The organism is Dankookia sp. P2 (genome assembly GCF_050632255.1).
Taxonomy (GTDB): domain Bacteria; phylum Pseudomonadota; class Alphaproteobacteria; order Acetobacterales; family Acetobacteraceae; genus Paracraurococcus.
In genome coordinates this window covers 4,047,227-4,072,395 of sequence record NZ_CP192581.1, presented here as the reverse complement: position 1 = coordinate 4,072,395, position 25,169 = coordinate 4,047,227, and the positions used below count along the sequence as shown (strand labels likewise).

Here is a 25,169-nt window from a genome sequence, read left to right as displayed (position 1 = left end):
GAGGCGCCCGGCGCGGCGGCCTTGCCGCGCCGGGCCAGCACGCTCAGGCGGTGCGGTCGCCGCCGCCGCCGGTCAGCGCCGCTTGCGCCGCCGCCAGTCGGGCGACGGGCACCCGGTAGGGCGAGCAGGAGACGTAGTCGAGCCCGGCCTCCTCGCAGAACTGGATCGAGGCCGGGTCGCCGCCATGCTCGCCGCAGATGCCGAGCTTGAGGTCGGGCTTCACCGAGCGGCCCTTCTCCTTGGCGATCTTCACCAGGGCGCCGACGCCGTCGATGTCGATCGAGACGAAGGGGTCCTTCGGCATGATGCCCTTCTCGACATAGAGCGGCAGGAACTTGCCGGCATCGTCGCGTGACAGGCCGAAGACCGTCTGGGTCAGGTCGTTGGTGCCGAAGCTGAAGAAGTCGGCGACCTCGGCGATCCTGTCCGCGGTCAGTGCCGCGCGCGGCAGCTCGATCATCGTGCCCACGTAGTACTCGATGTGGTGGCCGGTCTCGGCGAAGACCTCCTGCGCCACCTTGTCCACCTGGTTGTGGGTGATCTCGAGCTCCCGCCGCGTGGCGACCAGCGGGATCATGATCTCCGGCACCGGCGCGGCGCCGCTCTCCTTCGCCACCTCGACGGCGGCCTCGAAGATGGCGCGGGCCTGCATCTCGTAGATCTCGGGGTAGGAGATGCCGAGCCGGCAGCCGCGGTGGCCGAGCATCGGGTTGGCCTCGGCCAGCTCCGCCGCGCGGCGCTGCATGGTGGCGACGTCGGTGCCGAGCGAGCCCGCCACATCGGCGATCTCCGCCTCGGAATGCGGCAGGAACTCGTGCAGCGGCGGGTCGAGCAGCCGGATGGTGACGGGCAGCCCCACCATGATGCGGAAGAGGTCGGCGAAGTCCTTCCGCTGGAAGGGCAGCAGGCGGGACAGCGCCTCGCGCCGGCCGGTCTCGGTCTCCGACATGATCATCTGCCGCACCGCGCCGATGCGCGCCGGGTCGAAGAACATGTGCTCGGTGCGGCAGAGCCCGATGCCCTCGGCGCCGAATTGCGCGCGGTGTCGGCATCGAGCGGCGTCTCGGCATTGGCGCGCACCTTCAGCCGGCGCACCTTGTCGGCCCATTCCATCAGCGCGGCGAAGTCGCCGGAGAGCTGCGGCTCGACCATCGCCACGGTGCCGACGAAGATCTCGCCGGTCGCGCCGTCCAGCGTGATGGTCTCGCCGGCGCGGACCACCTGGCCGCCGGCCTGCAGCGCCTGGGCGCCATAGTCCACGGTGACGCCGCCGGCCCCGGCGACGCAGGGCCGGCCCATGCCGCGGGCGACCACCGCCGCGTGGCTGGTCATGCCGCCGCGGGTGGTCAGGATGCCCTTGGCGGCGTGCATGCCGTGGATGTCCTCGGGGCTGGTCTCGATGCGGACCAGGATGACGCTCTCGCCCTTGGCGGCGCGCAGCTCGGCCTCGTCCGCCGAGAAGACCACCGTGCCGCAGGCGGCGCCGGGGAGGCCGGCAGGCCCTTCGACAGCAGCTTGCGCGGCGCCTTGGGGTCGAGCGTCGGGTGCAGCAGCTGGTCGAGGGCGGAGGGATTGACCCGCTTGATCGCCTCGGTCTCGGAGATCAGGCCTTCCCGCGCCATGTCGACGGCGATCTTGAGGCTGGCGGCCGCGGTGCGCTTCCCGTTGCGGGTCTGCAGCATGTACAGCTTGTTCTGCTGCACCGTGAACTCGATGTCCTGCATGTCCGTGTAGTGCTGCTCGAGCTTCGCACGGACCGCGACGAGCTCCTGGTAGGCTGCCGGCATGGCGACCTCCATGCTGGTCTCGTTCGGCTTGGCCTTGAGCTGCGCCATCGGCTGCGGCGTGCGGATGCCCGCCACCACGTCCTCGCCCTGCGCGTTGATCAGGTACTCGCCGTAGAAGATGTTCTCGCCGGTGCTGGGATCGCGCGTGAAGCGAGACGCCGGTCGCGCAGTCCTCGCCCATGTTGCCGAAGACCATGGCCTGGACGTTGACCGCGGTGCCCCAATTGGCCGGGATGTCGTGCAGCCGGCGATAGGTGTTGGCGCGTGCGTTCATCCAGGAGCCGAAGACGGCGCCGATCGCGCCCCAGAGCTGCTCTGACGGGTCCATCGGGAAGGGCTTGCCGGTGACCTCGGCCACCATCTCCTTGTAGCCGTCCACCACGCGGTGCCAGTCCTGCGCGGTCAGGTGGGTGTCCTCCACCACGCCGCGGTCGAGCTTCACATGCTCGATGATCTCCTCGAACCGGTGGTGGTCGACGCCGAGCACGACGCTGCCATACATCTGGATGAAGCGGCGGAAGCTGTCCCAGGCGAAGCGCGGGTCGCCCGAGGCGGTGGCGAGGCCTTCCACGGTCTGGTCGTTCAGGCCGAGGTTGAGGACAGTGTCCATCATGCCCGGCATGGACACCCGGGCGCCGGAGCGGACCGAGACCAGCAGCGGCTTGTGGGTATCGCCGAATTTCGCGCCGACCGCGCCCTCGATCAGCGCCAGCGCCTGGCCGACCTGGTCGCGCAGCTCCGGCGGGTACTGCTTCTGGTGGTCGTAGTAGTAGGTGCAGACCTCGGTCGTGATGGTGAAGCCGGGGGCACGGGCAGGCCGATGCTGGCCATCTCGGCCAGGTTGGCGCCCTTGCCGCCCAGCAGGTTGCGCATCTCCGCCTTGCCTTCGTTATGGCCGGCGCCGAAGCTGTAGACCCACTTGCTCATCGGCGATGTTCCCCTTGGCTTCCGGATGCCGGGCGTTCGGCGCAGCCTTGCATGAGCGCGGCGTCAATGCACCCGGAGTGTTTCAACCTTCGATTTTCGAGACATCCGCGACCGCATCCATGGCGGCGCAGAGCTTATGCAGCAAACGCAGGCGATTGGCGCGGAGTTGCGGGTCCGCATCGTTTACCACGACCTGGTCGAAGAAGGCATCGACCGGGGCGCGCAGGCTGGCAAGCTGCGCCATCGCCGCCAGGAAGTCCTCCGCGGCCAGGGCGGCGCGGACGGCGGCGTCGGTGCCGGCCACCGCCTCGCCCAGCGCCCGTTCGGCGCCGGTGACGAAACGCGCGGGGTCGACCGGACCGTCATGCGGGCCGTCCTTGCGGGTCTCTCATGCGCAGTATGTTGGCGGCCCGCTTGTAGGCCGCCAGCAGGTTGGCCCCGTCCGGGGTGGCGACCATGGTGGCCAGCGCGTCCGAGCGGGCCAGCAGCCGCACCAGGTCGTCATCCGGCGCGGCGCCGAAGACGGCGGTGAGGATGTCGTGCCGGGCGCCCTCGGCGCGGAGCTGGACGCGCAGGCGCTCGACCAGGAAGTCGAGCAGCCCGGCGGCGAAGGCGGCGACCATCGGCGGGTGGGCCGACCCGGCGGGCGGCTGCCAGCCGGCCTTCATGGTCTCGGCCGCGACGGCCATGCCGAATTCCGGGCTGGCGGTGGTCCCGGTGGATTGCGGGTAGCCGAAGAAGGCCTCCCCGATCAGCCCGGCCAGCGGCAGCCGCAGCCCGTTCTCCCGGATCAGCCGGATGATGCCGAGCGCGGCGCGGCGCAGCGCATAGGGGTCGCCCGATCCGGTCGGGCGCTCGTCCACCGCGAAGAAACCGACCAGCTGGTCGAGCTTGTCGGCCAGCGCCACCGCCACCGCGACCGGCTCGGCCGGCACCGCGTCGCCCGGGCCGAGCGGCCGGTAATGCATCCCGACCGCCTCCGCCACGCGGGGGTCCTCGCCGCCGGCCAGCGCGTAGTAGCGGCCCATCACCCCCTGCAGCTCGGGGAACTCGCCGACCATGCCGGTCGCCAGGTCCGCCTTGGCCAGCTTCGCCGCCCGCGACGCCAGGGCGGGGTCGGCGCCGACCAGCGGCGCGACCAGCCCGGCCAGCCGTTCCAGCCGCCGCACCCGCTGGCCCTGGGTGCCGAGCCTGGCGTGGAAGACCACGTCCTCCAGCTTCGCCAGATAGCTCTCCAGCGGCTGCTTCAGGTCCTGGTCCCAGAAGAAGCGCGCATCCGACAGCCGCGCCCGCAGCACCCGCTCGTTCCCGGCGACGATCGCCGCGCCGCCGTCGCGCGGGGTGATGTTGCTCACCACGGCGAAGCGCGCCGCGGCCCGGCCATCCTTGTGGCGCAGGGCGAAGTAGCGCTGGTTGACCCGCATCGAGGTCCGCATGACCTCGGGCGGCAGGTCCATGAAGGCCGCGTCGATGCGGCCGAGCAGCGGCACCGGCCATTCCACCAGCCCGGCGACCTCGGCCAGCAGGCCGCGGTCGGGCACCACCTCCAGCCCCTCGGCGGCGGCCAGCGCATCGATGCCGCGCTCGATGATCCGCTCGCGCTCGGCGGCGTCGGCGATGACGAAGCGGGCGCGCAGCCCCTCGGCATAGTCGGCGAAGGACCGCACCGGGAAGGGCTCGGTTCCCGCCAGCACGCGATGCCCCTCCGTCAGACCGGCGGCGCTTAGCCATGCACCGCGTCCTCGCCTTGCGCCAGCGCAAAGGGCACCGGCTGGCCGTCGAGCACGCAGAGGATGCGCTGCAGCGGCCGCACCCAGGCGAAGTCGCTGGTGCCCCAGCGCATCGACTTCGGCCAGGCGAAGCCGCGCAGCAGCCCGGGCAGCTTCGCCGCCACCAGGGCCGCGGCCTCCATCACCTGGCCCGGCTTCCGCAGCAGCCAGAACTGGCCTTCCTGGACCAGCTGCTCGCGCATCGCGCCATGCTTGCGGAGGAACCCGTCCAGCGCCGCGTCGGGGGCGCCGATGCGCGGCCCGCGCTCCTCCTTGCCCGGGGTCTCGGCGCGCGCCGCGATCTCGCCCAGCGCGGCGATGCGGCGCGGGCCGAACAGCGGCCGCGGCGCCTGGGTCATCAGCGGCGCCAGGGCCTTCTGCAGCGCCGCGCACAGCTCCTCCGCCGCCCGCGCCTGCATGCGGGCCGGGATTTCCTCGGAGAAGAGCTCGATCAGGAGTTCAGGCATGGGGCTGGAGCGCGGCCTTTACGTCGGTCTTGGAGAAGTCGTCGCCCTTGAACAGCAGCGGCTCGCCGCGCGACCTGGCCAGGGCATAGGCGAAGCAGTCGCCGAGGTTGAGGCCGGCGGGGTGGCGGCCCTTGCCGAAGCGGCGCCAGCCATCGGCGGCCACGGCGGCGTGCTCGGCGGTGAAGGGGATGACCTCGACACGGCCTGCCGCGAGCAACCGCTCCAGCCGGTCCCGCACCGGGGGGCCGGCCCGTCCTTCCGCCACCATGCAGGCCTCCACCAGGGTCGCGGCCGAGATGGAGACGGAGGCCGCCTGGGTGAGCGCCTCGCCAAGCCGGGGGGCGTCCGGCTCGTCGCGCAGGATCGCCATGATGGCGGAGGTATCGATGATCACCGGGGCAGCCCGTCCTCGTCGTAGAGGTCGGAATGGTCGCTGCTGGTCCCGGGCGGGAACAGCTGCGAGGCTTCCTTGGCGATCGCCATGATGCGTTCGAAGCGGAGGCGCTTCTCCTCGTCCCGGCCGACCCGCTCGCGGGCCAGCCTGTCGTTCACCGCGCGGCGGATGGCGTCGGTGGTGGAGGTGCCCAGCAGTTCCGCCAGCGCCTTGGCGTCGGCGATCAGCGCCTCGTCCTTGATGTTCAGCTGGCCCATCGGGGCCTCCATGGTAGAATACCGGACATCGTTCTACCCTAGCCGCCGCCCTTGATCCACGCCTCGCAGCAGCCCTTCGCCAGCGCGCGGACCCGGCCGATATAGGCGGCGCGCTCGGTCACGCTGATGGCGCCGCGGGCGTCCAGCAGGTTGAAGCGGTGGCTGGCCTTGATGCACTGGTCGTAGGCCGGCAGCGCCAAGCCCTGGCGCAGCAGGTCGGCGCATTCCTCCTCGGCGTCCTGGAAGTGGCGGAACAGCTTCTCCACGTTCGCGTGGGTGAAGTTGTGGTGGCTGTACTCCACCTCGGCCCGCTTGAAGACCTCCCCGTAGGAGACGCCCTGGCCGTTGAAGTCGAGGTCGTAGACGTTCTCGACGCCCTGGATGTACATCGCGAGGCGCTCGAGCCCGTAGGTCAGCTCGCAGGACGGGACCTCGCAGGGGATGCCGCCGACCTGCTGGAAATAGGTGAACTGGGTCACCTCCATCCCGTCGCACCAGACCTCCCAGCCGAGGCCCCAGGCGCCGAGCGTCGGGCTCTCCCAATCGTCCTCGACGAAGCGGATGTCGTGCACCAGGGGGTCGAGGCCGATGGCGCGGTAGCTGCCGATCAGCGCCGATTGCGGGTCGGCCGGGCTCGGCTTCAGGATCACCTGGTACTGGTAGTAGTGCTGCAGCCGGTTGGGGTTCTCGCCGTAGCGTCCGTCGGCCGGGCGGCGGGAGGGCTGGACATAGGCCGCGCGCCAGGGCTTGGGGCCGAGCGCCCGCAGCGTGGTCGCCGGGTGGAAGGTGCCGGCGCCGACCTCCATGTCGTAGGGCTGCAGGATGACGCAGCCTTCGGCCGACCAATAAGCGTGCAACCGGAGGATGAGCTCCTGGAAGCTGGGGGGCTTGGCGGGGGGCTGGAGAGTGGCGGCGGTCGACATGCGGCGGCTTTTGCCATGCCGGCGCCGCCGAACATAGTGGGTGCCGCCCCAGGGGAGAGAGGAAGGACGCCCATGACCGACACGGAACGCCTGATCCGGGCCTATTACGCCGCCTTCGACGCCGGCGACCGGGAGGCCATGCTGGCGCTGCTGGCCGAGGAGGTGGTCCACGACATCAACCAGGGGCCGCGCGAGGCGGGCAAGCCGGCCTTCCGCGCCTTCCTGGCCAAGATGGACCAATCCTACCGGGAGGCGATCCGCGACCTGGTGGTGATGGTGGACAGGGCCGGGCGCCGCGCCGCGGCGGAATTCCGGGTGGAGGGCGAGTACCTGGCGACCGATCCCGGCCTGCCGGAGGCCAGGGGGCAGCGCTACAGCCTGCCGGCCGGCGCCTTCCTCGAGGTGGATGGGGGACGGATCACGCGGGTCAGCACCTACTACAACCTGCCGGACTGGATCCGGCAGGTCGGGGGATGAGGAAGATCGGGGAGGGAAGACCATTCCCCCCGAACCCCTTCCTTTTCGTCAGTCCGGCACGCGTCACGCGGCGGGCGCCGGAACCAGAGCACCAGACTCACAGGAAAAATGGAGGAGGGTTGGACGCACTGCGTCCAACGGGAGGATACCTCCTTCCTGGCCTTGCCTTCACAGCCCCAGCCTCGCCCAGGCCGCCCGTTCCTCCACCGCCGCCAGCAGCGCCTCGGCCGACAGGCCCGGCAGCAGCCGCCGCAGCAGGGACGGCCGCGGCCCGCCCACCGGGATCAGCCGCACCGTGTCGCCGAAGCGCCGCTTCGCCTCCCCCGCCGCATCGCCGAGCCGGTCCGCCAGGCCGAGCTCCACCGCGCGGCGGCCGGGCCAGAAGCGGCCGGTAAAGAGCGCCTCCGGCGGCGCCTTCAGCCGCGCCCCGCGCCGCGCCGTGACCCAGGCGCGGAATTCGCCGTGCAGGTCCTCGAGCAGCGTCCCGAGGCGCGCCGCATCCTCCGGCGTCTCGGGGCGGAAGGGGTCCCAGAAGCTCTTCTCCGTCCCCGCCGTGCGCAGCCGCCGCTCCACCCCGAGCCGCTCCAGCGCGCCCTGGAAACCGAAGCCGGAAGCGATGACGCCGATCGAGCCGAGGATGGAGGAGGGATCGGCGACGATCTCGTCCGCCGCGCAGGCGATCCAGTAGCCGCCCGAGGCCGCGGCATCCTCGACGCAGGCGATGACGGGCAGTTTTTTCTCCTCGGCCAGGCGGCGGATGCGGGCGGCGACCAGGCTGGACTGCACCGGCGACCCGCCGGGCGAGTTGATGGCCAGGAAGACCGCCGAGAGGCGCTTCAGGCCGAAGGCGCGGTCCAGCACAGGGCCGGTGGCGGCGAGACTGATGCCGCCGCCGAAGCCGGGGCGGGCGGCGATGGCGCCGGAGAGCCGGACCAGCGCCACGCGCGGCCGGCGGTCGAGGAAGGGGATGTTCATGCCCCGCAGAGATGCCCCTGCGCGTGCCGCCATCAAGCCATGCCGCCTGGGCGGCCGCACACCATGCGGCTAGCCTCGGCGGCGCAGCACGGGGGACCAGGGATGACGCATCCCGAGATCGGCATCTACGCGGCGCAAGGGATGGGGCAGAGCAGCGGGCTCGGCCTGGCGCCGGCGCTGGTCATCGTCGACTTCGTGGTCGGCTTCACCGACCCGGCGCATTTCGGCGGCGGCAACATCGCCGCGGCCATCGGGCGGACCGTGCCGCTGCTGGCCTTCGCCCGCGAACAGGGCTGGCCGGTGGTGCACACCCGCGTGGTCTATGCCGAGGACGGCTCGGATGCCGGCGGCTTCACCCGCAAGGTGCCGACTCTGCGCAAGCTGACCGAGACGAGCCCGCTCTCGCAGATCGTCCCGGAACTCGCCCCGGCGCCGGGCGAGCTGGTGCTGCGCAAGCGCAATGCCTCCGCCTTCTTCGGCACGGAGCTGGCGGGGTGGCTCTCGATGCGGCGGGTGGATACGGTGGCGGTGGCGGGCTGCACCACCTCCGGCTGCGTGCGGGCGACGGTGGTGGATGCGCTGCAGCACAATTTCCGCACCCTCTGCCTCGAGGATTGCGTCGGCGACCGGGCGATCGGACCGCACCAGGCGAACCTCTTCGACATGGGGCAGAAATACGCGGACCTGATGACATCGGCGGCGCTGATCGCCGCCTGGCGCGCACGGGATTGAGGGGGAGGACGGGGATGTTCGATTTCAAGGGCAAGCGCGTGGTGGTCTGCGGCGGCAGCCGCGGCATCGGCCGCTCGACCGCGCTGGGCTTCGCGCGGGCAGGCGCATCGGTCTCCATCTGCGCCCGCAGCCCGGGGCCGCTGGAGGCGACGCGGGCGAAGCTCGCAGCGCTCGGCGTCACCGCGCATGCCGCCGGCTGCGACCTCGGCGACCGCGACGCCGTCGCGGCCTATGTCGCCGCGGCCGCCGAGGCGCTGGGCGGGATCGACGTGCTGGTGAACAACGCCTCCGGCTTCGGCAGCCAGGATACCGAGGAGCACTGGGCGCAGGGGCTTTCGGTGGACGTCATGGCGACGGTGCGGGCGACCCATGCGGCGCTGCCCTTCCTTGAGGCGGCCAAGGGCTGCATCGTCAACGTCTCCTCGATCTCCGGCTACCGGCCGAGCCTGCGGACGCCCGCCTATGCCGCGGTGAAGGCGCTGCTGATCAACTACACGCAGTCCCAGGCAGCGATGTATGCGGCGAAGGGCGTGCGCGCGAATGCGGTGGCGCCCGGCAGCATCGAATTCCCCGGCGGGTCGTGGGAGGCGCGGAAGACCTCCGACCCGAAGCTCTACAACGGCATCCTCGCCAGCATCCCCTTCGGCCGGCTCGGCACGCCGGAGGAGGTGGCGGAGGTGGCGATGTTCCTCGCCTCCCCCGCCGCGCGCTGGGTGACCGGGCAGACCATCATCGTCGATGGCGGGCAGATGCTGTAGGCGGCCCGCGCCGGGGTCGTTCAGCCCGGCGCATGGCCTTCGACGATGGCCACGTCGCCGTCCGCGGCCTCCTGCCGCAGGGCGATCAGCGGCGCGTAGTCGGCGCTGTGGTAGAAGGTCTTCAGCCCCTCCATCGTGGGGAATTCGAGCACCACGACGCGTTCCAGGCTCGGTGCGCCCTCGACCGGCGTCACCGCGCCGCCGCGGATCAGGTAGCGGCCGCCGAAGCGGGCGATCATCGGCGCCACCTGGTCGCGGTAGGCGGCGAATTTCGCCGGGTCCTTCACCCGGATGTTGGCGATGAGATAGGCGGCCATGGTTCGTGTCCTTCCCTGTCAGGCGGCCGGCGCGCCTTCGGCCAGGATGACCTGCGACACCGTGCAGGCCTGGCGCAGGTCGCGCAGCGGCGCATAGTCCGGGCTGTCCCAGAAGGCGCGCAGCGCCGGCATGTCGGCGAATTCGATGACGGCGACGACCTCGCCCGGCTCGCCCTCCACTACCTGCGCCGGGCCGCCGCGGACCAGGTAGCGGCCGCCGAAGCGGTCGATCAGCGGCCCGACCTGGCGGATGTACTCGCCGAACCGCGCGGGGTCGGCGACCTTCACTGTGGCAATCAGATAGGCGGACATCGCACGGCTCCTTACACCCAGGCCAGGGTCCGGGGGCTCGCCTGAGCCCACGGAGGGAAGCTTGCCGGGCAATGCCCCCGATCGCGATTACAGGCTGGGGAGCGGCGCCCCGATCGACGCATCCCGCCCCATCTTGCCCAAGGTCGCCCAGCCCCGCTCGTATTGCGGCGGCACCCGCAGGCCCTCGGTCCGCCCCAGCGCCGAGGCCGCATGGATCGGCCAGTAGGGGTCGCGCAGCAGGGCACGGGCCAGCAGGATCAGGTCAGCGCGGCCCTCGCTGAGGATCGCCTGGGCCTGGGCCGGCTCGGTGATCATCCCGACCGCGGCCACCGCGATCCCGGCGCCGGTCTTCACGGCTTCCGCCCCCGGCACCTGGTAGCCCGGGCCGAGCGCGATCTTCTGCGCCGGATGCAGCCCGCCGGAGGAGACGTCGATCATGTCGACGCCCAACGCCTTCAGCCGGCGGGACAGCTCGACCGTCTCCTCGGTGGTCCAGCCGCCCTCGACCCAGTCGGTATGGGAGACGCGGACCCAGAGCGGGATCTCGTCCGGAATGGCGGCGCGGGTTGCGCGGCTCATCTCCAGCACGAAGCGGGCGCGGCCGTCGAGGTCGCCGCCCCACGCATCGTTGCGGCGGTTCGACAGCGGCGAGAGGAGTTGGTGGCCGAGATAGCCGTGCGCCGCATGCAATTCGATGACGCGGTAGCCGGCCCGCACGCTGCGCTGCGCCGCGGTGGCGAAGGCGGCGATGGTGGCGAGGATCTCGGCCTCCGTCATGGCGCGCGGGGTGGCGTAGTCGTCGAAGGCCTCGGCCGAGGGGGCGAGCGGCACCCAGCCGCGCTCGGCCGGGGCCGGGCCGCCCTCCCAGGGGGCGTTGCGGCTGGCCTTGCGGCCGGCATGCGCCAGCTGGATCGCCGGCACCGCGCCCATCGCCGCGATCCCGGCGGCCAGGCGGGCATGCGCGGGAAGCTGCGCATCCTCCCAGATGCCGAGGTCGTCGGGCGAGATGCGGCCCTCCGCGGTCACCGCCGCGGCCTCGGTCATCACCATCCCCGCGCCGCCGACGGCGCGCGACATCAGGTGCTGCAGGTGCCATTCGGTCGGGCGGCCGTCGCCGCCGCAGCAATACATGCACATCGGCGAGACGCCGATGCGGTTCTTGAAGGTCACGCCGCGCTGGACCAGCGGCTCGAACAGGTCGGTCATGGGATCGTCTCTCTCCAGGGCGGCAGCCGCCCGAGGCGGTTCTCGAAGATGGCGAACCAGGCGGGGGCGCCCGGCGGCTCCGGCAGAAGATACCCGGAAGCGTCCGCCGCGAAACGGGTGCGGGTGACGGCGTCCAGCACGTTGCCGCCGATGGCGTCCACGTAGCCGGGCCCGGCCTCGACCACGATGTCGCAATGCATCGGCCGGAAGCGGCCCTCATCCGCCTCCCGCTGCCGCCAGTCGCGGATCGGCGCGCGGCCGCGATCGGCGCAGAGCAGGTCGCCCGGGCGCGGCGGCACCTCGAAGGGGCTGCGCGGCAGGAAGGGCGCGGTGGCGGGGAAGCGGGCGGCGTCCAGGATCAGCGCGTCGACATAGGCCGAATGCGCGGCGTCGCCGGGGAATTCGCGGCGGTCGATGCCGGCCGTCTGCATGACGTAGCTGATGAAGGCGGCGGACCAGAAGGGCTCCTGCCAGAGCGCGGCACCCTGCGGGTCGCCGGCCAGGGCCGCGGCGTAGAGCCGGCGGTTCAGCGCGATCGCGCCTTCGTCCTGCGGCACGGCCCGCCAATAGGCGAGGATGCGGGGAAATTCGCCGGCTCGCTCTCCGCCCGGCTGCTGGGCGGGCGCTGGCCGGGGGTGACCGTCAGGTGGCCCCATTCCGCCCATTCGGCCAGGACGATCCGCAGCATCCGCTCCCGCGCCGCGGGCGGGTAGGGCAACAGGGGTTGCGGCAACGGGCGCGGCGCCGCGCATGCACCAAGGAGCAGCAGCAGGACAAGGAGGGCAGCGCGCAGCGGTACCGCATGGCGGCAGACAGATGGACTCAGGTTCATGCAGCATCCATGATCACGCCACCGTGAAGATCGTATACAAATCACGTTCAGGCGATGCCTTGGACGTCTCCTCCCAGTGATCTTCTGCCGCAGCCTGGGGCTGGGCACCGCGATCACCACTTGGGCCGGTGGGCAACCACCGGCCCTTTTTGCGCGCGGCAAGCCGTTCCGGGCTTGGCAAGCGTATCGGTTAACCACGGATTCATGTATTTTCCGGTCGTTTTTCCTTGGACCTCACGCTCGCGTGAGATAGATTGTACACGTTCAGGCGATGCCTTGGACGTCTCCTCCCAGTGACCTTGCGCTGCGGCCTGGGGCCGGGCGCGGATCACCGCTTGGGGCCGGTGGGCAACCACCGGCCCTTTTTGCCGGGAAGGCCGCGCGGTACCGGCCGCTGCGGCGAGCCGGTCTACAACCGCCGCCGCACCAGGCTCAGCGCCCCGGCCGCCAGGGCGAAGCCGATCGCCGCGAGCAGCGCCACGCGCGCCCCGCCGGCGCCCGCGACCTGGAAGCACAGCCCGACCACCGTGGTGCCGAGCGTCGTGCCGAGCAGCCGCGCCGTCGCCTGCATGCCCCCCGCGCTGCCGGCGCGCGCCTTCGGCGCCGAGCCCAGCATGGTGCGGTTGTTGGGCGCGGAGAAGGTGCCGAACCCCGCTCCGCACAGCGCCATCATGCCGCCGATCAGCAACCCGTTGCCCAGCAGCGGCAGCCCGGCCACCACCGCCAGCCCCGTGGCCAGCGCCGCCATCCCGCGGCGCAGAGCCAGGCGGTCGGGATGCGGTCCGCCAGCCGCCCCGCGACCGGCGCGCCGAAGGCCATGCCGAGCGGCCAGGGCGTCATGATCAGGCCGGTGCCGCCCTGGCTGATCCCGGCCTCCTGCAGCAGGAAGGGCAGCGAGACGTAGCTGGAGTACCAGGCGGAGAAGGCGCAGATGGACGCGGCGACCGAGAAGGCGATCACCCGGATCCGCAGCAGGTCGAGCGGCAGCAGCAGCGCCGTCTGGCTGAGCTGGCGCTGCACCAGCAGCACCCCGGCGCCGACGCCGCCGGCGATCAGCAGCAGCGCCGGGATCGTCGCATGCAGGACGAGATCGACGCCGAGGAAGAACAGCCCGAAGCTAGCGATGTTCAGCGCGGCGCTCGCCCAGTCGAAGCGCCGGCCGGTGCCGGGATGGTCGGGCAGCGACCGCCAGCCGATGACGATGCCGAGGATGCTGACCGGCACATGCACGGCGAACAGCCCCTGCCAGGGCGCCACGGTCAGGATCGCGGCGGCGAGCGAGGGCGCCGAGGCGCCGGCGGTCGCCACCACCATGCTGTTGATGCCGATGGCGCGGCCGAGCTGCTTCAGTGGGTAGATGTGGCGGATCATCCCCGCCGTCAGGCTCATCACCGCGGCGGAGCCGAGCCCCTGCAGGATGCGGCAGACCAGCAGCGCCTCGAAGCCCGGCGCCATGGCGGAGCCGAGCGAGGCGAGGCCGAACAGCGCGAAGCCGCCGAGGAAGACCGGGCGGAAGCCGAGCTTCTCCCCGAGCGAGGCGAGCGGCAGCAGCGTGGTGACGACGGTGAAGCTGGTAGGCATTCAGCAGCCAGGTCGCATTGGCCGGGGTGATGCCGAGCGTCCGCGCGATCCCCGGCAGCGCCACGTTCAGCATCGAGCTGTCGAGCACGGTGATGGCGATGGAGAGCGAGACGGCGGCGACCGCCCAGGCGCGGCGCGGCTGCGGCAGGCCATCCTGTTCGGCGGCCGCCCCGGGGGCGCGAGCTGACTCACCGGCGCGCCGCCCGGGCGCGCACGCCGCGCAGTTCGCCTTCTGCTTGGATGCCGTCCTCCCGGAAGCTCTGGGCGCCGCGGCCGAGGCTACTCGGCGGCGGCGGCCATCGGCAGCACCGGCAGCGCAACCCCGACCAGCGCATCGCGCGTGACCAGCGCCGCCAGCTGGTCCTCGGACCAGCCCTCGGTGCCTTCGGGCCGCATCGGCAGCACCATCCAGCGGTAGTCGGCGGTGCTGTCGACGACGCGGATCTTCGTCCCCGGCGGCAGGCTGGTGCCCCATTCCGCCAGCACGCCGCGCGGGTCGCGGATGGCGCGCGAGCGGTACTCGAAGCTCTTGTACCAGCTCGGCGGATAGCCGAGCACGGCGCGCGGGTAGCAGCTGCAGGGCGTGCAGACCACGAGGTGGTGCAGGCCGGGCTTGTCCTCCAGCACGCCGAGCGGCGGGGCGCCGGCCATGGAGACGCCCATCGCCTCGGCGGCCTCGGCGCCGTTCGCCAGCAGCTTCGCCCGCCAGGCGGGGTCGAGCCAGGCGCGGGCGACCATGCGGGCGCCGATCTCGGGGCTGGCGCGGTCGGTGCTGGCCTGGCGCTCGGCCAGCTCGGCCTCGGTGACGACGCCCTTGGCGATCAGCGCGGCGAGCAGCTTCTCCAGCCGGGCGATGGACTCTGCGCGGGCGGGGGCGCTCATGCGGCCTTCCTTTCCGGAGTGGCGGGTTCGAGCCAGTGCTCGAAGATCTCGACCAGCGCGGTGTCGCCCGGCTCGCCCTCATGGAACAGCAGCGGCTGCTCGAACAGCACGTGGTAGAGCACGCGTTGCGGCGCCGGGCGGGCGAAGGCCAGGTCCTCCGGGTTCGGGAAGGCGCCGAGCACCGCCTCGATCCTCCCCTGGCGGCCGCGCAGGTAGTGCGGCGTGCGGATATGGCAGGGGCCGCGGCGCTCCGGCCAGTCGTCCCTCACCCGGACGGAGTCGCCCGGGGCGAAGCGCGCCCCGGCCGGCGCCGACCGTGCCTCGTGCTGGCCAGGAATCGCCGGCGACGCGGCCCGGCGCGCTCACCGCAGGTCCTCCGCCGCGACCACGCCCTTCTCGACCATCAGCGTGCAGATCGAGGTCATCCAGCGCTCGTAGTAGGTCAGCGCGAAATACTCGTCCTCGGGGATCGATTCGATCCCCCGGCGCAGCTCGTCGACCGTCATCAGCTTCTTCGCCGCCAGCACCTGCCGCAGCGCGTCCACCCGCTTGCCGAAGGCGTCGGGCGGCGCCTCGTCGCGCTCGACCGGGCTGCAGCGGAAGCGGCTGAGGCCGCCCATGTCGTGGATGGCGGGGGTCTTGTCAGGGACAGCGTCGCTCATGCCGGGAAGGCTAAGGCGGACGACCGGCCTCCGTCCAGGGCATGCGTCAAACGGGAGCGACCGGCGTTACCGAAGCATGGCCCCGCAACACCGGAGACCCCGCATGCGCCTGCCGCTGATCCCGCCCGCGCAGCTCGACGCCGCGCAGGCGCCGCTGCATGCCGACATGAAGGCCGGCATCGAGAAGAACTTCAAGGGCTTCGCCACCATCGCCCCGGACGGCGCGCTGGAAGGCCCGTGGAACCCCTGGATCCACTGGCCGCGCATCGGCGGGCCGATCTGGGAACTGACCAAGACCCTGTCCTTCGAGACCAAGCTGCCCCGCCCGGTGCGGGAGGTGGCAATCCTGGTCACCGGCGCGGAAATTCCGCGCGGCCTACGAGATCTACGCGCATGTGATCGCCGCCGAGCAGCGCGGCCTGCCGGATGCGAAGATCGCCACCATCGTCGCCGGCCAGCGCCCCGCCGACCTGACGCGGGAGGAGGCGGTTGCCTACGACATCGCCGCCGCGCTGGTCGCCGGCGGCGTGCTGCCGGAGATCACCTGGAAGCAGGGGGTGGAGGTCTTCGGCCAGGATGCCGCGGCCGAGCTGGTCTATTTGGTCGGGCTCTATTGCCTGGTCTCGGTCACGCTCAACGGCTTCGACGTGCCGATCCCCGAGGAGGACCGGCAGGCGGGCTGAGCGCGGCGCCGAGCACGGCGCAGAGGGCGAGGAAGGTCAGCACGGCATTGGCGGCGTGCGACCATTCCCACTGCGCCCGCAGCGCCTCCCAGTCCTCCGGCAGGCGGGTCCAATTGGCGGTCGTTTGGTTGGCCGGCAGCGTCCAGTGGAAGAAGGCCGCCAGCCCCGCGGCCAGCAGCAGGGCGGCGACCAGCGCCGGCCAGGGCGAGGCGGGCGGCGCCTGGCGCAGCGCCAGGCCGAGGCAGGCGAGGATGGCGCCGATCGGGAAGGCGCCGGCCATGGCCCAGCCGGCATAGGCGCCCTGGGCGGCGAGGTAGGCGTCGCGACCCATCGCCAGCTTGTTCGGCAGGGCCAGCAGATGCGCCCCGGCCGGCACCAGGGCGAGGGCGGTCAGCAGGACCGCGAGGAAGGCGAGCGCGCGCTGTCCGGGCATGCCGCCCGGACGCCGCGGCAGGCGGCGGAGTTCCCCGGTGAGGGACCGGGCGCCTACTCCGAAAGCCCGACGCCGTTCGCCCGCTCGTAATGCTTGGCGTATTTGTCGGTGACCAGCTCGGTCTTCACCACGATGCAGACATCGGTGGTGTTGAACTGGTGGTCGAGCACCGCGCCGTCGCCGACGAAGCCGCCGAGCCGGAGGTAGCCCTTCACCAGCGGCGGCAACTCCTGCACCACCGCCCGCAGGTCGAGCGTGGCGGGGTCCAGCCGGTCCATCGGCACGTAGCGGTCGGCCACCGCGCGCGGCCGGATCGCCGGCGGCGCCAGGTGATGCGCGTGCAGGTAGGTCAGCGCCGGCGCCAGCGCGTCGAGATTGGTGCCGTGCAGGCTGGCGCAGCCGAACATCAGGTCGATCTTGCGGTAGAAGACATAGGCCGCAATGCCGCGCCACAGCAGCTGCAGGGGTGCCGCGGGTGCGGTGGTTGGCATCGACGCAGGAACGGCCGAGCTCGAGGATCTCCCCCGGCAGGGCGAGCAGCGGGGCGATGTCGTATTCCGCGGCGGAATAGAAGCGGCCGATGCTGGCGGCGGCCTGGCGGCGGATCAGCCGGTAGGTGCCGACGACGGCCTGCGGCCCCTCCCCAGGTCATGGTCGATCACCAGCAGGTGGTCGGCCACGGCGTCGAACTCGTCCCGGTCTCGGCCGCTGGCCAGGGTCGCGGCATCCGGATGCGCGCCCATCTCCTCGTAGAAGATGCGGAAGCGCAGCGCGAGCGAGGCGTCGATCTCCGCCGCCGTCTCGGCCAGCCGGACGCCGAGATTGCCGGCCCGCAGCTCGCCGAAGCCGGCCTCCGCCGCGATGCCGCTCATGCCGGGTCGCGCCCGTTGCGCCGCCCGCGGGGCGCGCCGGGCCGGCGGTTCGGGCTTCGGCTCGGGGAAGCGGCGGCCGAACAGCTCCAGCCGGTGGTCGACCAGCTGGAAGCCGAGCCGGGCCGCGATCTCCTTGGCCAATGCCTCGTGCCGGGCATCGGCGAGATTCGATCACCTTGCCGGTGTCGACATCGATCAGGTGGTGGTGCGGGCCATGCTCGGTCGGTTCGTAGCGGGCCCGGCCGCCGCCGAAATCATGCCGTTCGAGGATGCCTTTCTCCTCGAGCAGCCGGACGGTGCGGTAGACGGTGGCGATCGAGATATGCGCGTCGCGCTCATGCGCGCGGCGGTAGAGTTCCTCGACATCCGGGTGGTCGGCACTTTCCGACAGCACGCGGGCGATCAGCCGGCGTTGCCCGGTCATCTTTAGGCCGCGGTCGATGCACAGCCTTTCGATGCGGGAGATGCCCTCGCGGTCGGTGGAAGCGGGGGTGTCCATGCGGCTCGGTCGCGGTCCTTGATGGTCGGGGGCCGGCAGGCCCGGCCCCTTTGGTTCAATCAGGACCGGGACCATAGCCTTCCACGGCGCGGGCCACCATGGCGGAGACAGGACGGCCATGCCGGAAAGCGGCGGCCCGGCCGCGGACGCGGCCTAGGCCTGGTCGGCGGGACCGCCGGGTGGCCCGCCGCCGGCCGGATCAGCCGAGCTTGGTCGGGGTGGTGATGGCGGCGGCCACGGCATCGCGCCGGGCGCCCCGCGCCGGCCGGCCGCGCGGCTTGGTCCCGAGCCCGATCTTCTTGGCGAGCGACGACCGATGCTTGGCGTAGTTCGGCGCGACCATAGGATAGTCGGAGCCGAGCCCCCAACGCTCCCGGTACTGCTCGGGGGTCATGTTGTAGGAAGTCTGCAGATGCCGCTTCAGCATCTTCAACTTCTTACCATCCTCCAGACAGATCAGGTATTCGGGGTAATCGACTTCTTGACGGGCACCGCAGGTTGCGGACGCTCCGGCTGTGGCTTTGAAGCCGGCATGCCGACGGAGGTTAGCGTGCGGTAAACCTCGGTGATCAGGTTCGGCAGGTCGGCCAGCGCCACCGGATTGTTGGAAACATGCGCCGCGACGATTTCAGCGGTCAGTCCCAGCAGGTCAGCAGAGGGTGTATCATCGGCCATGTGACGCATCTTCCCGTTGTCTATCGCCGAGCTATACTGCCGGCCCAAGCCGTTTCGCAATGCGTTTCGGCGATTCGTCGCGCATTATCGGTTGGAATCTGTTTGCATGCAAGAACTGAGCGGCGATCGGCAGCTTGACATCACCGCCGACACTTGCCCGATGACCTTCGTGCGCACACGACTCGCACTTGACCGCATGAAAAGCGGGAAACGCTGCTCGTTCGGCTGCGCGGGGAGGAACCGGCCCGCAACCTGCCGCGTACCGCCGCCGAACAGGGCCATGCCGTTCTGGCGCAGCGCGAAGGCAACGACGGCATCATCAGAATTGCTGCTGCGGAAAGGCTGAGCCGCGGCCCGAGCCGGCAGTCCCGGCGAGCATATGACTGCCGGATTGCAGGCTCATTACTTCCGGACGCCGGCGGGCCGCACCGCCCGGGGCAGGTCAGGCGGCCGGCTCCGCCCCAGGCCCGGATGCCGCGTCCAGGTCGCGCCGCATCACCAGCGCATCCGACCCGTCGGGGTAGTAGCGGCGCCGCCGGCTGACCTCGGCGAAGCCGAGCCCCTGGTAGAGCCCGCGCGCCGCGGCGTTGCCCGCGGCGACCTCCAGGAACATCGCCGCCGCCCCGCGCAGCGCCGGCGCCGGCCAGCGCCGCCGCCATCAGCGCGCCGCCCAGGCCGCGCCGCCGCGCGGCCGGTAGCACCGAGAGGGTCAGGATCTCCGCCTCCCGCCCGCCGCGCGGGCCAGGACGAAGCCCGCTCCCGGCGACCAGATGCCATAGGCGCCGGGCAGCTCGAGCATCAGCCGGATGGCGTCCGCCCCCAGGCCTCGGCCGGCGGAAAGGCGGCGGCGTGCAGCCCGGCCAGCGCCGCCGCATCGGCCGCGCCGGCCGCGGCGAGGTTCACGCCGGCAGCCGCACCGCCGGCGGCTCGACATAGAGCGGCCGGGCCGCCAGCGCCGGGATGCGCCCGGCGAGGCGGAGGGCGGCGACCCGCGCCGCGGCGGCGGCATCCGGCTGGCGGCTCTCGCCCACCACGACGTCGGCGCCGCGCGCCCGCAGCGAGGCGGCGACCGCCTCGGCCGCATCGCCCACCAGGGTGACGGGTCCGCCGGGCAGCGGCAGGGCCTCGATGTCGCAGGCCTCGGGCGCGGCCGCCGCGGTCGCGGCGCCGGCGGCGAAGCGTTCCAGCACCACCCGGCCGCGCCTGGTATCCACCACCGACCAGACCGCGCCCTGACGCGCGGCGAGCCCGGCGACCAGCGCCTCCCCGGTCGTCACGCCGAGCGCCGGCAGGCCGGCCGCCAGCGCCAGGCCCTGCGCCAGAGCGAGCGCGGCGCGGATGCCGGTGAAGCCGCCGGGCCCGACCACCGCGGCCACGGCGTCGAGGTCGGTGGCGGCGACCCCGGCCTCCCGCAGCACTGCCTGGGCCATCGGCGGCAGGGTGGCGGCATGGCCGCGCTCGCCGTCCAGCAGGCGATGGGCCCGCACCACGCCATCCGCCAGCAGGGCGGCGGAGCAGCGGGCAAGCGAGGCATCGAGGGCGAGGATCCACACGGGACGGGCTTCCTGTCCCGGTCCGGATGCCGGGTGGCCCATCTTATCGCTCACAGGTCTGTGATGCCATGGTAGACATTGTGCGACCCGGTTCGCCTACAGCGCGAGCTCGATCATGCAGGGCACATGGTCGCTGGCCTGGGCCCAGCCCGCGCCGGCTTGTGGATGGCATGGCGGGTGAGCGCGCCGGCGAGGTCCGGGCTCACCCAGACATGGGTCCAGCCGGCGGCCGCGGTCCGAGGTCTCCCAGTCCTTCGCCCGGTAGGACCACCATGTCGTAGAGCTTCTGGTCGTGCGGCACGAAGTGGCGCAGCGCGTCGTGCCAGCCGGCGGAGTGCTGCCAGCCGGTCAGCGCCTCGACCTCGACCGGCGTGTGGAGACGACGCCGAGCATCTGCTTGTGGCTCCAGACGTCGTGCTCGAGCGGGGCGATGTTGAGGTCGCCGACCAGCACGCTGCGGGCTTTCGCGCCGCGCGCCCTCGACCAGGCGGTCGCCTCGGCGAGGAAGTCGAGCTTGTGGGCGAACTTCACGTTGGCCTCGCGGTCCGGCGTGTCGCCGCCGGCGGGGACATAGAAGTCGTGCAGCTCGACCGGCCCGCCCGGCGCATCCACCGCCACGGCCAGGTGCCGGCAATCGCCCTTGCCGCACCAGTCGGGATCGCCGTCCAGCACCTGCAGCGGCCGGCGCGACAGCACGGCCACGCCGTTGTAGCCCTTCCATGCCCTTGTGGGCGATGTGCGGGAAGCCGAAGGCGCGGAGGTCGTCGAGCGGGAAAAGCTCGTCCGGGCACTTGGTCTCCTGGAGGCACAGGACGTCGGGGTCGAGCGCCTTGACCAGTTCGGCCAGCAGCGGCCGGCGCAGGCGGACGGAGTTGATGTTCCAGGTGGCGATGCGGAGGTAGCCATCCGCCCGCGCTACCCGCTCCCGCCCCACGGAGCAAGCAAGCTTGGGGAGGAAAAAGCATTTCCTCCCCGTTGGACGCATGCGTCCAACCCCACCTTGCTTTCTCCGAGTCTCGCATTCGCCGCGAAGCGAGTGCCGACCCACAGAAATAGAGGAGGGTCCAGGGAGGATACTTCCTTCCTGGCCTTGTCATTCAGACGATCCGCGTCGTCACCGTGCCGACGCCCTCGACGAAGCCACTCCAGCAGGTCGCCCTTCTGCACTGCGGCGACGCCTTCCGGCGTGCCGGTCACTGATCAGGTCGCCCGGCGCCAGGCGCACGAGGTGCGAGAGGTTGAGATCACCTCCGGCACCGACCAGATCAGCTTCGAGAGGTCGGAGGTCTGGGTGACCTTGCCGTTCACCTTGAGCTCGATCTTCCCCTTGGAGACATCGATCCCCTTGGCCGGCACCAGCGCGCCCATCGGCGCCGAATGGTCGAAGCCCTTGCCCATGTCCCAGGGACGGCCGGTCTTCTTCGCCTCGTTCTGCAGGGTCGCGGCGGGTCAGTGTCGAGGCCGGCACAATAGCCCTAGAACATGCTTGAGCGCGTCCTCGACGCTGATGATTTGCCCCGGCCGAGCCGATGGCGACCACCAGCTCCATCTCGTGGTGCAGCGACTTGGAGGCCGGCGGATAGGGCATGTCGGCATCGTTCACCACCAGCGCATCGGCCGGCTTGGCGAAGTAGAAGGGCGGCTCGCGGGTCGGGTCGAGGCCCATCTCGATCGCGTGCTCGGCGTAGTTGCGGCCGACGCAAAAGATGCGGCGGACCGGGAACATCTGGCGGCTGCCCTGGATGGGCAGGGCGGCGATGACCGGCGGAGCGATGACGTAATCGGACATGCCGCTTGGAACTCCCATGAATCGAGTATGGCGGCTGACATCAGCAGCGGCCCCGCCGGGCCGAAAGGCCGCTCGGCCTGGACCATCACTTCAAGTATTGCCGCTAAGTGCCGGAAAATCGTAGCAAAGCAAAAAAAAGCGCCCGGACAGGGGGTGTCCGGGCGCCGTGTTGTATGCTTCCGATCGGATAGGTCGGGCGAGCCGGCAGGGGAAACCGGCCTCCGCCACCAGCCCATTATAGGCGGGCCGGCCTGTGGATATTAGCGGGCCGGGAGCGAAGAAGCAAAGCCTTTGCGCGGCACAGCCATGCGAGTCGGCGATATCGCGCCTGAGTCGCGCACCTGTGACCCGCCACAACCGAAACCGCGGCTGGCGCGGCCGCACCGTGGCGGTTCGGTGACACGTCCCGCCGCGGCCCTATTCGGCCGCCTGGGCAATCGCCGGCGCGTCCGCCCGCTGCGATCCCGCGACCCGGCGGGCCGCCCAGGCGGCACAGGCCTCGCCGAAGCGCTCGAACAGGGCGCGGCTGACCGCGTCCCGCTCCCAGTCGTATTCCGGGTGCCACTGGATGCCATGGGCGAAGCCCGGCGCGTCCTTCACCCGCACCGCCTCGATCGTGCCGTCGGGCGCCCAGCCCTCGGCCACCAGGCGCGGCGCCAGGCGGGCGATGCCCTGGTTGTGCAGCGAGTTCACCGGCAGGTCGCCTGCCCCGCCCGCGAGGTTCGCGATCAGGCTGCCCGGGGCCAGCCGGACGGCATGCGCCTTCGCGACGCGGATGCGCGGCAGCTTCTGGTCCGACGGGGTCGAATGGTCGATGCGGCCGGGCAGGTCCTGGATGCGCTGGTCCAGGCTGCCGCCCAGCGCCACGTTCAGCTCCTGGAAGCCGCGGCAGATCGCCAGCAGCGGCACGCCCGCGCTGATCGCCGCGCGGATCAGCGGCAGGGTGGTGGCGTCGCGCTGCAGGTCCTCGGGCGTGCCTTCGGCATGCGGCGGGCCTTCGTAGAAGTCGGGGCAGACATTGGACCGGCTGCCGGTCAGGATCAGCCCGTCCAGCCGCGGCAGGATCTGCGGCGCCAGCGCTTCGCCGGCCGCCGGCAGCAGCACCGGGATGCCGCCGACCGGGCCGAGCACGACGCGGACATAACTGTCGGAGGCTGCGTGGTTGGGCGTGGCGAAGATGCCGAAGGCCTTCACGCAGCAGGAAATGCCGATGAGCGGTTTCATCACGGGTCCAGCTTCATCCCCGAATGCGGCATGATCAAGACGCCGCGGCGAAAGGTGATGCAGTTTTCACGCCAAAACCTCGCCGCTTCCTTGATCCGGAACAGATGGGTCACGGGATGCCGAGTTCCTCGCGGAAGCGCGGGTCGTTGAAGTCGAACAGCATGTTTGGGAAGCGCCCGCCGAACTCGGTCTGGTACAGGCTGACCCGCGTCTCCTGCCCCTGCGCGTCCACCACCGCCCATTGCTTGAGCTCGACCGGCTCCTGGCCGAAGACGAGCGTCAGGCTGCCCTCGGCCGGCCGGCCGGTGCGGAACAGCGTGATCCGCAGCAGCCCGGCGCTGCGCTCCACCCGGCTGACGGTGACGTCGCCGGCCAGCTTCAGGTCGTCGCGCAGCAGCATCCCGAGCGGCGTGGCGCCCAGCGGCAGCGTGGTCGCCTGCTTGAGCTGGCGGTCGAAGTAGAAGAACTGGCCGTGGCTGGCGACCAGCAGCAGCGGCTCGGGCGGGTCGTATTCGAAGCGCATCTTGCCGGGCCGGACGATCCAGCCCGTGCCCTCGGCCGAGGCGCCGTTCTGGGCGATCTGCACGAAGCGCGCCTTCAGGCTGGACAGCCGGTTCAGCCAGGCCTCGGCGCGGGCGACATCGGCCCGGTCGCGGTCGGAGAGCGGGCGCGGCTGCTGCGCGGCGGCCGGGGTGGCCAGCGGCGCCAGCGCGGAGGGGGCGAGGAGCAGGGCAGGCAGGGCAAGCAGGGGGCGGCGGCGCATCCCACCCCATGTGGACCCGCCGGCGGCCCGGGGAAAGCCCCCGGCCGGACGGAGCATGCCTGCATGCTGCGCGTCACGTGACGCGACGTGACGGGGAGGTGACCCCCGCCCGGCCCCGAGGCATGGGACGCAGCAGGCCCAGAAGCGTTTCGGAAAAGGCGCCCCGTGGCGGGGCGGCGCGACTGGGACACCCCGATGGCCGGCCCGATGTCCCCTTCCCCGTCCCATGCACCGCCCGGCGTGGTGCCCCTGCAGGCCGCGCCGCGCGGCACCGCCCGAGACGCGGCGGCGGCGCCGAAGGCCGTCGTCGCCCTTGCCGCCGGGCGGGACCCGGTGGCGCTGCTGCGCGGGCTCTGCGCCCTGGCGGTGCAGCGCAACACGGATGGGCTGTTCCTGGCGCCCGGGGCCTTCGGCCTGGTGCTGGTGCCGAACGGCCCGGCCGCGGCGGTGGAAGGCGCGCTGGACAGCCTCGGCCCCTCCCTCCCCTTCCCGGTGCGGGTCACGCCGCCGGTCCCCGCCGGCGACTGGGCGCTGCGCGCCGGGCTGGACGCGGCGCTGCACTGGGCCGGGCCGGACGGCGTGCTGCTGACCACCGAGGCCGGGGCGGTGCCGGAGGCCGGCTGGGTCGCCCGGGCCGTTGCGGCGCTGGCCGAGCCGCAACTCGACGCGGTGCTCGGACAGGTGGTGCCGCCGGCGGGGACGGCCGCCGCCGATGCAGCCGGGCGTTATGCGGCGGCGCTGGCGGCGCTGGCGGCGCGCATCGATCCCGACACCGCCGATGCCGCGCCGGCCCATGGCCAGGCGGCAACGGCCAGCTTCGCCCTGCGCGGCGCCGTGCTGCGCGACCTCGGCGGCCTGCCGATCGGGCCGCAAGGCGGCCTTCCCGGCCTGCTGGCGGCGCTGCGCCGGCGCGACGGCCGGATCCGCCATCTCGAGGGGATGCGGGTGGAAGCCAGCCAGCCGCCGCAAGCGATCGAGCCTGCCATGGCCGCATGGCGACGGCTGCGCGCCCGGCGCGCGGTGCGCGGCTTCTGGGCCGCCGGCATCGGGGTCTTCGAACGCGAAACGCCGGGATTCCGCCGCTGGGCGGCACGGCTCGGCCTTTCGGCCGGCGCGCTCGGCGCGGCGCTATCGGCCCGCCGCTTCGGCGAGGCCTGGGCGGCGGTGACGGCGGTCAGTCCGGTGCTGGCGGCGCCCTGGCTGCCGCCCGCCGCCCTGCCGCGGGAGATCCTGCGCGCCCGGCTGCTGCTGGCCGCCGCCCACGTAGTGGTGGGGCCGGCGGGCCAGCCGGCGGCGGAGCCGGTCCGGCAGGTGGCCCCCAGAGGCGGCTGAACCGCAGGGCCAGGCCCCGGCGGCCCGCCCGAGGACCAGATTACACGCATGGCGGGTGCATCCGTAATTTTTCACCATCGAAGCTTGC

At 72.1% G+C, this 25,169-nt stretch carries 27 protein-coding genes and 5 pseudogenes; 6 read left to right on the top strand and 26 right to left on the bottom strand.

Annotated elements, in window-relative coordinates; all coding sequences use genetic code 11:
- Nucleotides 1–43 precede the first annotated feature (43 nt).
- From ppdK to ACQ86J_RS23985, 5 genes and pseudogenes are all read right to left on the bottom strand, one after another.
- Nucleotides 44–2,714, bottom strand: a pseudogene (gene ppdK, locus ACQ86J_RS24005) (pyruvate, phosphate dikinase).
- Nucleotides 2,715–2,796: 82 nt separating this feature from the next.
- Nucleotides 2,797–4,950 (bottom strand): annotated as a pseudogene (glyS, locus tag ACQ86J_RS24000) (glycine--tRNA ligase subunit beta).
- Nucleotides 4,943–5,344 carry a type II toxin-antitoxin system VapC family toxin gene (locus ACQ86J_RS23995; protein WP_431267510.1) on the bottom strand — a complete coding sequence of 134 codons (402 nt, stop codon included), beginning with the start codon at nucleotides 5,342–5,344 and terminating at the stop codon, nucleotides 4,943–4,945. Before ACQ86J_RS23995 ends, glyS begins: the two are co-directional and overlap by 8 nt.
- The gene (locus tag ACQ86J_RS23990) at nucleotides 5,341–5,601 is read right to left on the bottom strand and encodes a type II toxin-antitoxin system VapB family antitoxin (RefSeq protein ID WP_431267509.1); all 261 of its coding nucleotides are present in this window, start codon (nucleotides 5,599–5,601) and stop codon (nucleotides 5,341–5,343) included. Before ACQ86J_RS23990 ends, ACQ86J_RS23995 begins: the two co-directional genes overlap by 4 nt.
- Nucleotides 5,602–5,639: 38 nt before the next feature.
- A complete protein-coding gene (locus tag ACQ86J_RS23985) occupies nucleotides 5,640–6,524 on the bottom strand; it encodes a glycine--tRNA ligase subunit alpha (RefSeq protein WP_431267508.1) in 885 nt (294 codons plus the stop codon).
- A 72-nt stretch (nucleotides 6,525–6,596) separates the two neighbouring features.
- Here ACQ86J_RS23985 and ACQ86J_RS23980 point away from each other — a divergent pair, with 72 nt between their 5' ends.
- Nucleotides 6,597–7,001, top strand: coding sequence for a ketosteroid isomerase-related protein (locus ACQ86J_RS23980; protein WP_431267507.1), 405 nt, complete (start codon nucleotides 6,597–6,599; stop codon nucleotides 6,999–7,001).
- Nucleotides 7,002–7,169: 168 nt separating this feature from the next.
- Here ACQ86J_RS23980 and ACQ86J_RS23975 read toward each other — a convergent pair whose 3' ends face one another.
- Nucleotides 7,170–7,976 carry a S49 family peptidase gene (locus ACQ86J_RS23975; protein ID WP_431267506.1) on the bottom strand — a complete coding sequence of 269 codons (807 nt, stop codon included), beginning with the start codon at nucleotides 7,974–7,976 and terminating at the stop codon, nucleotides 7,170–7,172.
- Between the two features lie 102 nt (nucleotides 7,977–8,078).
- Between ACQ86J_RS23975 and ACQ86J_RS23970 the strand changes: the two genes are divergently transcribed.
- Entirely contained in the window at nucleotides 8,079–8,708 is a 630-nt protein-coding gene (locus tag ACQ86J_RS23970; RefSeq protein ID WP_431267505.1) for an isochorismatase family protein, read from the top strand.
- Between the two features lie 14 nt (nucleotides 8,709–8,722).
- Nucleotides 8,723–9,466 carry an SDR family NAD(P)-dependent oxidoreductase gene (locus ACQ86J_RS23965; protein WP_431267504.1) on the top strand — a complete coding sequence of 248 codons (744 nt, stop codon included), beginning with the start codon at nucleotides 8,723–8,725 and terminating at the stop codon, nucleotides 9,464–9,466.
- A 20-nt stretch (nucleotides 9,467–9,486) separates the two neighbouring features.
- Here the strand turns inward: ACQ86J_RS23965 and ACQ86J_RS23960 are convergent, their stop codons facing one another.
- The 10 genes from ACQ86J_RS23960 to ACQ86J_RS23915 form a co-directional block, all read right to left on the bottom strand.
- Nucleotides 9,487–9,783, bottom strand: coding sequence for a DUF1330 domain-containing protein (locus tag ACQ86J_RS23960; RefSeq protein WP_431267503.1), 297 nt, complete (start codon nucleotides 9,781–9,783; stop codon nucleotides 9,487–9,489).
- A gap of 18 nt (nucleotides 9,784–9,801) precedes the next feature.
- Nucleotides 9,802–10,095, bottom strand: a complete 294-nt coding sequence (locus ACQ86J_RS23955) for a DUF1330 domain-containing protein (RefSeq protein WP_431267502.1) — start codon at nucleotides 10,093–10,095, stop codon at nucleotides 9,802–9,804.
- Nucleotides 10,096–10,182: 87 nt separating this feature from the next.
- Complete coding sequence (locus ACQ86J_RS23950) at nucleotides 10,183–11,301, bottom strand: NADH:flavin oxidoreductase/NADH oxidase (RefSeq protein ID WP_431267501.1); 1,119 nt, start codon at nucleotides 11,299–11,301, stop codon at nucleotides 10,183–10,185.
- On the bottom strand, nucleotides 11,298–11,858 hold the full coding sequence (locus ACQ86J_RS23945) for a DUF2272 domain-containing protein (RefSeq protein ID WP_431267500.1): 561 nt from the start codon (nucleotides 11,856–11,858) through the stop codon (nucleotides 11,298–11,300). The genes ACQ86J_RS23950 and ACQ86J_RS23945 overlap by 4 nt, the downstream gene beginning before the upstream one ends.
- A complete protein-coding gene (locus tag ACQ86J_RS23940; RefSeq protein ID WP_431267499.1) occupies nucleotides 11,828–12,019 on the bottom strand; it encodes a hypothetical protein in 192 nt (63 codons plus the stop codon). The genes ACQ86J_RS23945 and ACQ86J_RS23940 overlap by 31 nt, the downstream gene beginning before the upstream one ends.
- A gap of 523 nt (nucleotides 12,020–12,542) precedes the next feature.
- Entirely contained in the window at nucleotides 12,543–12,881 is a 339-nt protein-coding gene (locus ACQ86J_RS23935) for a hypothetical protein (protein ID WP_431267498.1), read from the bottom strand.
- Entirely contained in the window at nucleotides 12,815–13,714 is a 900-nt protein-coding gene (locus ACQ86J_RS23930; RefSeq protein ID WP_431267497.1) for an MFS transporter, read from the bottom strand. The genes ACQ86J_RS23935 and ACQ86J_RS23930 overlap by 67 nt, the downstream gene beginning before the upstream one ends.
- 279 nt (nucleotides 13,715–13,993) lie before the next feature.
- Complete coding sequence (locus ACQ86J_RS23925) at nucleotides 13,994–14,596, bottom strand: nitrile hydratase subunit alpha (protein WP_431267496.1); 603 nt, start codon at nucleotides 14,594–14,596, stop codon at nucleotides 13,994–13,996.
- A complete protein-coding gene (locus ACQ86J_RS23920; RefSeq protein ID WP_431267495.1) occupies nucleotides 14,593–14,865 on the bottom strand; it encodes an SH3-like domain-containing protein in 273 nt (90 codons plus the stop codon). The genes ACQ86J_RS23925 and ACQ86J_RS23920 overlap by 4 nt, the downstream gene beginning before the upstream one ends.
- Before the next feature lie 93 nt (nucleotides 14,866–14,958).
- Nucleotides 14,959–15,258 (bottom strand): nitrile hydratase, encoded by a 300-nt coding sequence (locus ACQ86J_RS23915; protein WP_431267494.1) that lies wholly within the window; start codon nucleotides 15,256–15,258, stop codon nucleotides 14,959–14,961.
- 395 nt (nucleotides 15,259–15,653) lie between these two features.
- On the opposite strand from ACQ86J_RS23915, the gene ACQ86J_RS23910 reads away from it, so the two are divergent.
- On the top strand, nucleotides 15,654–15,941 hold the full coding sequence (locus ACQ86J_RS23910; RefSeq protein ID WP_431267493.1) for a hypothetical protein: 288 nt from the start codon (nucleotides 15,654–15,656) through the stop codon (nucleotides 15,939–15,941).
- On the opposite strand, the gene ACQ86J_RS23905 is transcribed toward ACQ86J_RS23910, so the two are convergent.
- The 4 genes and pseudogenes from ACQ86J_RS23905 to ACQ86J_RS23890 form a co-directional block, all read right to left on the bottom strand.
- On the bottom strand, nucleotides 15,892–16,374 hold the full coding sequence (locus tag ACQ86J_RS23905; protein ID WP_431267492.1) for a hypothetical protein: 483 nt from the start codon (nucleotides 16,372–16,374) through the stop codon (nucleotides 15,892–15,894). The genes ACQ86J_RS23910 and ACQ86J_RS23905 overlap by 50 nt on opposite strands.
- Before the next feature lie 53 nt (nucleotides 16,375–16,427).
- Nucleotides 16,428–17,246, bottom strand: a pseudogene (locus ACQ86J_RS23900) (GNAT family N-acetyltransferase).
- 6 nt (nucleotides 17,247–17,252) lie between these two features.
- Nucleotides 17,253–17,745, bottom strand: a pseudogene (locus ACQ86J_RS23895) (Fur family transcriptional regulator); the annotation flags it as partial.
- Between the two features lie 199 nt (nucleotides 17,746–17,944).
- Nucleotides 17,945–18,420 (bottom strand): annotated as a pseudogene (locus ACQ86J_RS23890) (MucR family transcriptional regulator).
- A gap of 16 nt (nucleotides 18,421–18,436) precedes the next feature.
- Between ACQ86J_RS23890 and ACQ86J_RS23885 the strand changes: the two are divergent.
- Complete coding sequence (locus ACQ86J_RS23885) at nucleotides 18,437–18,766, top strand: sulfurtransferase TusA family protein (RefSeq protein WP_431272741.1); 330 nt, start codon at nucleotides 18,437–18,439, stop codon at nucleotides 18,764–18,766.
- 96 nt (nucleotides 18,767–18,862) lie between these two features.
- Here ACQ86J_RS23885 and ACQ86J_RS23880 read toward each other — a convergent pair whose 3' ends face one another.
- The 6 genes from ACQ86J_RS23880 to ACQ86J_RS23855 form a co-directional block, all read right to left on the bottom strand.
- Nucleotides 18,863–19,033, bottom strand: coding sequence for a hypothetical protein (locus ACQ86J_RS23880; protein WP_431272740.1), 171 nt, complete (start codon nucleotides 19,031–19,033; stop codon nucleotides 18,863–18,865).
- A gap of 286 nt (nucleotides 19,034–19,319) precedes the next feature.
- The gene (gene tsaB, locus ACQ86J_RS23875) at nucleotides 19,320–19,973 is read right to left on the bottom strand and encodes a tRNA (adenosine(37)-N6)-threonylcarbamoyltransferase complex dimerization subunit type 1 TsaB (RefSeq protein WP_431267491.1); all 654 of its coding nucleotides are present in this window, start codon (nucleotides 19,971–19,973) and stop codon (nucleotides 19,320–19,322) included.
- A 202-nt stretch (nucleotides 19,974–20,175) separates the two neighbouring features.
- The gene (locus ACQ86J_RS23870) at nucleotides 20,176–20,958 is read right to left on the bottom strand and encodes an endonuclease/exonuclease/phosphatase family protein (RefSeq protein ID WP_431267490.1); all 783 of its coding nucleotides are present in this window, start codon (nucleotides 20,956–20,958) and stop codon (nucleotides 20,176–20,178) included.
- Between the two features lie 129 nt (nucleotides 20,959–21,087).
- Nucleotides 21,088–21,762: a fumarylacetoacetate hydrolase family protein gene (locus ACQ86J_RS23865; protein WP_431267489.1), complete on the bottom strand. Its 675-nt coding sequence runs from the start codon at nucleotides 21,760–21,762 to the stop codon at nucleotides 21,088–21,090.
- Between the two features lie 417 nt (nucleotides 21,763–22,179).
- Complete coding sequence (locus ACQ86J_RS23860) at nucleotides 22,180–22,986, bottom strand: gamma-glutamyl-gamma-aminobutyrate hydrolase family protein (RefSeq protein WP_431267488.1); 807 nt, start codon at nucleotides 22,984–22,986, stop codon at nucleotides 22,180–22,182.
- Between the two features lie 109 nt (nucleotides 22,987–23,095).
- Nucleotides 23,096–23,749 (bottom strand): LolA family protein, encoded by a 654-nt coding sequence (locus ACQ86J_RS23855; protein ID WP_431267487.1) that lies wholly within the window; start codon nucleotides 23,747–23,749, stop codon nucleotides 23,096–23,098.
- Nucleotides 23,750–23,944: 195 nt separating this feature from the next.
- Between ACQ86J_RS23855 and ACQ86J_RS23850 the strand changes: the two genes are divergently transcribed.
- A complete protein-coding gene (locus ACQ86J_RS23850) occupies nucleotides 23,945–25,081 on the top strand; it encodes a hypothetical protein (RefSeq protein ID WP_431267486.1) in 1,137 nt (378 codons plus the stop codon).
- Nucleotides 25,082–25,169: the final 88 nt, after the last annotated feature.

Bases quoted from the DNA above. Each gene is read 5' to 3' on its own strand.
- ACQ86J_RS23915 (WP_431267494.1), bottom strand. From the start codon at position 15,258: ATGAGCGACGCTGTCCCTGACAAGACCCCCGCCATCCACGACATGGGC.
- ACQ86J_RS23970 (WP_431267505.1), top strand. From the start codon at position 8,079: ATGACGCATCCCGAGATCGGCATCTACGCGGCGCAAGGGATGGGGCAG.
- ACQ86J_RS23985 (WP_431267508.1), bottom strand. From the start codon at position 6,524: ATGTCGACCGCCGCCACTCTCCAGCCCCCCGCCAAGCCCCCCAGCTTC.
- ACQ86J_RS23960 (WP_431267503.1), bottom strand. From the start codon at position 9,783: ATGGCCGCCTATCTCATCGCCAACATCCGGGTGAAGGACCCGGCGAAA.
- ACQ86J_RS23955 (WP_431267502.1), bottom strand. From the start codon at position 10,095: ATGTCCGCCTATCTGATTGCCACAGTGAAGGTCGCCGACCCCGCGCGG.
- ACQ86J_RS23865 (WP_431267489.1), bottom strand. From the start codon at position 21,762: ATGTCCGATTACGTCATCGCTCCGCCGGTCATCGCCGCCCTGCCCATC.
- ACQ86J_RS23975 (WP_431267506.1), bottom strand. From the start codon at position 7,976: ATGAACATCCCCTTCCTCGACCGCCGGCCGCGCGTGGCGCTGGTCCGG.
- ACQ86J_RS23860 (WP_431267488.1), bottom strand. From the start codon at position 22,986: ATGAAACCGCTCATCGGCATTTCCTGCTGCGTGAAGGCCTTCGGCATC.
- ACQ86J_RS23980 (WP_431267507.1), top strand. From the start codon at position 6,597: ATGACCGACACGGAACGCCTGATCCGGGCCTATTACGCCGCCTTCGAC.
- ACQ86J_RS23925 (WP_431267496.1), bottom strand. From the start codon at position 14,596: ATGAGCGCCCCCGCCCGCGCAGAGTCCATCGCCCGGCTGGAGAAGCTG.
- ACQ86J_RS23905 (WP_431267492.1), bottom strand. From the start codon at position 16,374: ATGCCCGGACAGCGCGCGCTCGCCTTCCTCGCGGTCCTGCTGACCGCC.
- ACQ86J_RS23935 (WP_431267498.1), bottom strand. From the start codon at position 12,881: ATGGCGGCGCTGGCCACGGGGCTGGCGGTGGTGGCCGGGCTGCCGCTG.
- ACQ86J_RS23880 (WP_431272740.1), bottom strand. From the start codon at position 19,033: ATGTTCCTGGAGGTCGCCGCGGGCAACGCCGCGGCGCGCGGGCTCTAC.
- ACQ86J_RS23930 (WP_431267497.1), bottom strand. From the start codon at position 13,714: ATGCCTACCAGCTTCACCGTCGTCACCACGCTGCTGCCGCTCGCCTCG.
- ACQ86J_RS23990 (WP_431267509.1), bottom strand. From the start codon at position 5,601: ATGGGCCAGCTGAACATCAAGGACGAGGCGCTGATCGCCGACGCCAAG.
- ACQ86J_RS23965 (WP_431267504.1), top strand. From the start codon at position 8,723: ATGTTCGATTTCAAGGGCAAGCGCGTGGTGGTCTGCGGCGGCAGCCGC.
- ACQ86J_RS23855 (WP_431267487.1), bottom strand. From the start codon at position 23,749: ATGCGCCGCCGCCCCCTGCTTGCCCTGCCTGCCCTGCTCCTCGCCCCC.
- ACQ86J_RS23850 (WP_431267486.1), top strand. From the start codon at position 23,945: ATGGCCGGCCCGATGTCCCCTTCCCCGTCCCATGCACCGCCCGGCGTG.
- ACQ86J_RS23870 (WP_431267490.1), bottom strand. From the start codon at position 20,958: ATGCGTCCAACGGGGAGGAAATGCTTTTTCCTCCCCAAGCTTGCTTGC.
- ACQ86J_RS23950 (WP_431267501.1), bottom strand. From the start codon at position 11,301: ATGACCGACCTGTTCGAGCCGCTGGTCCAGCGCGGCGTGACCTTCAAG.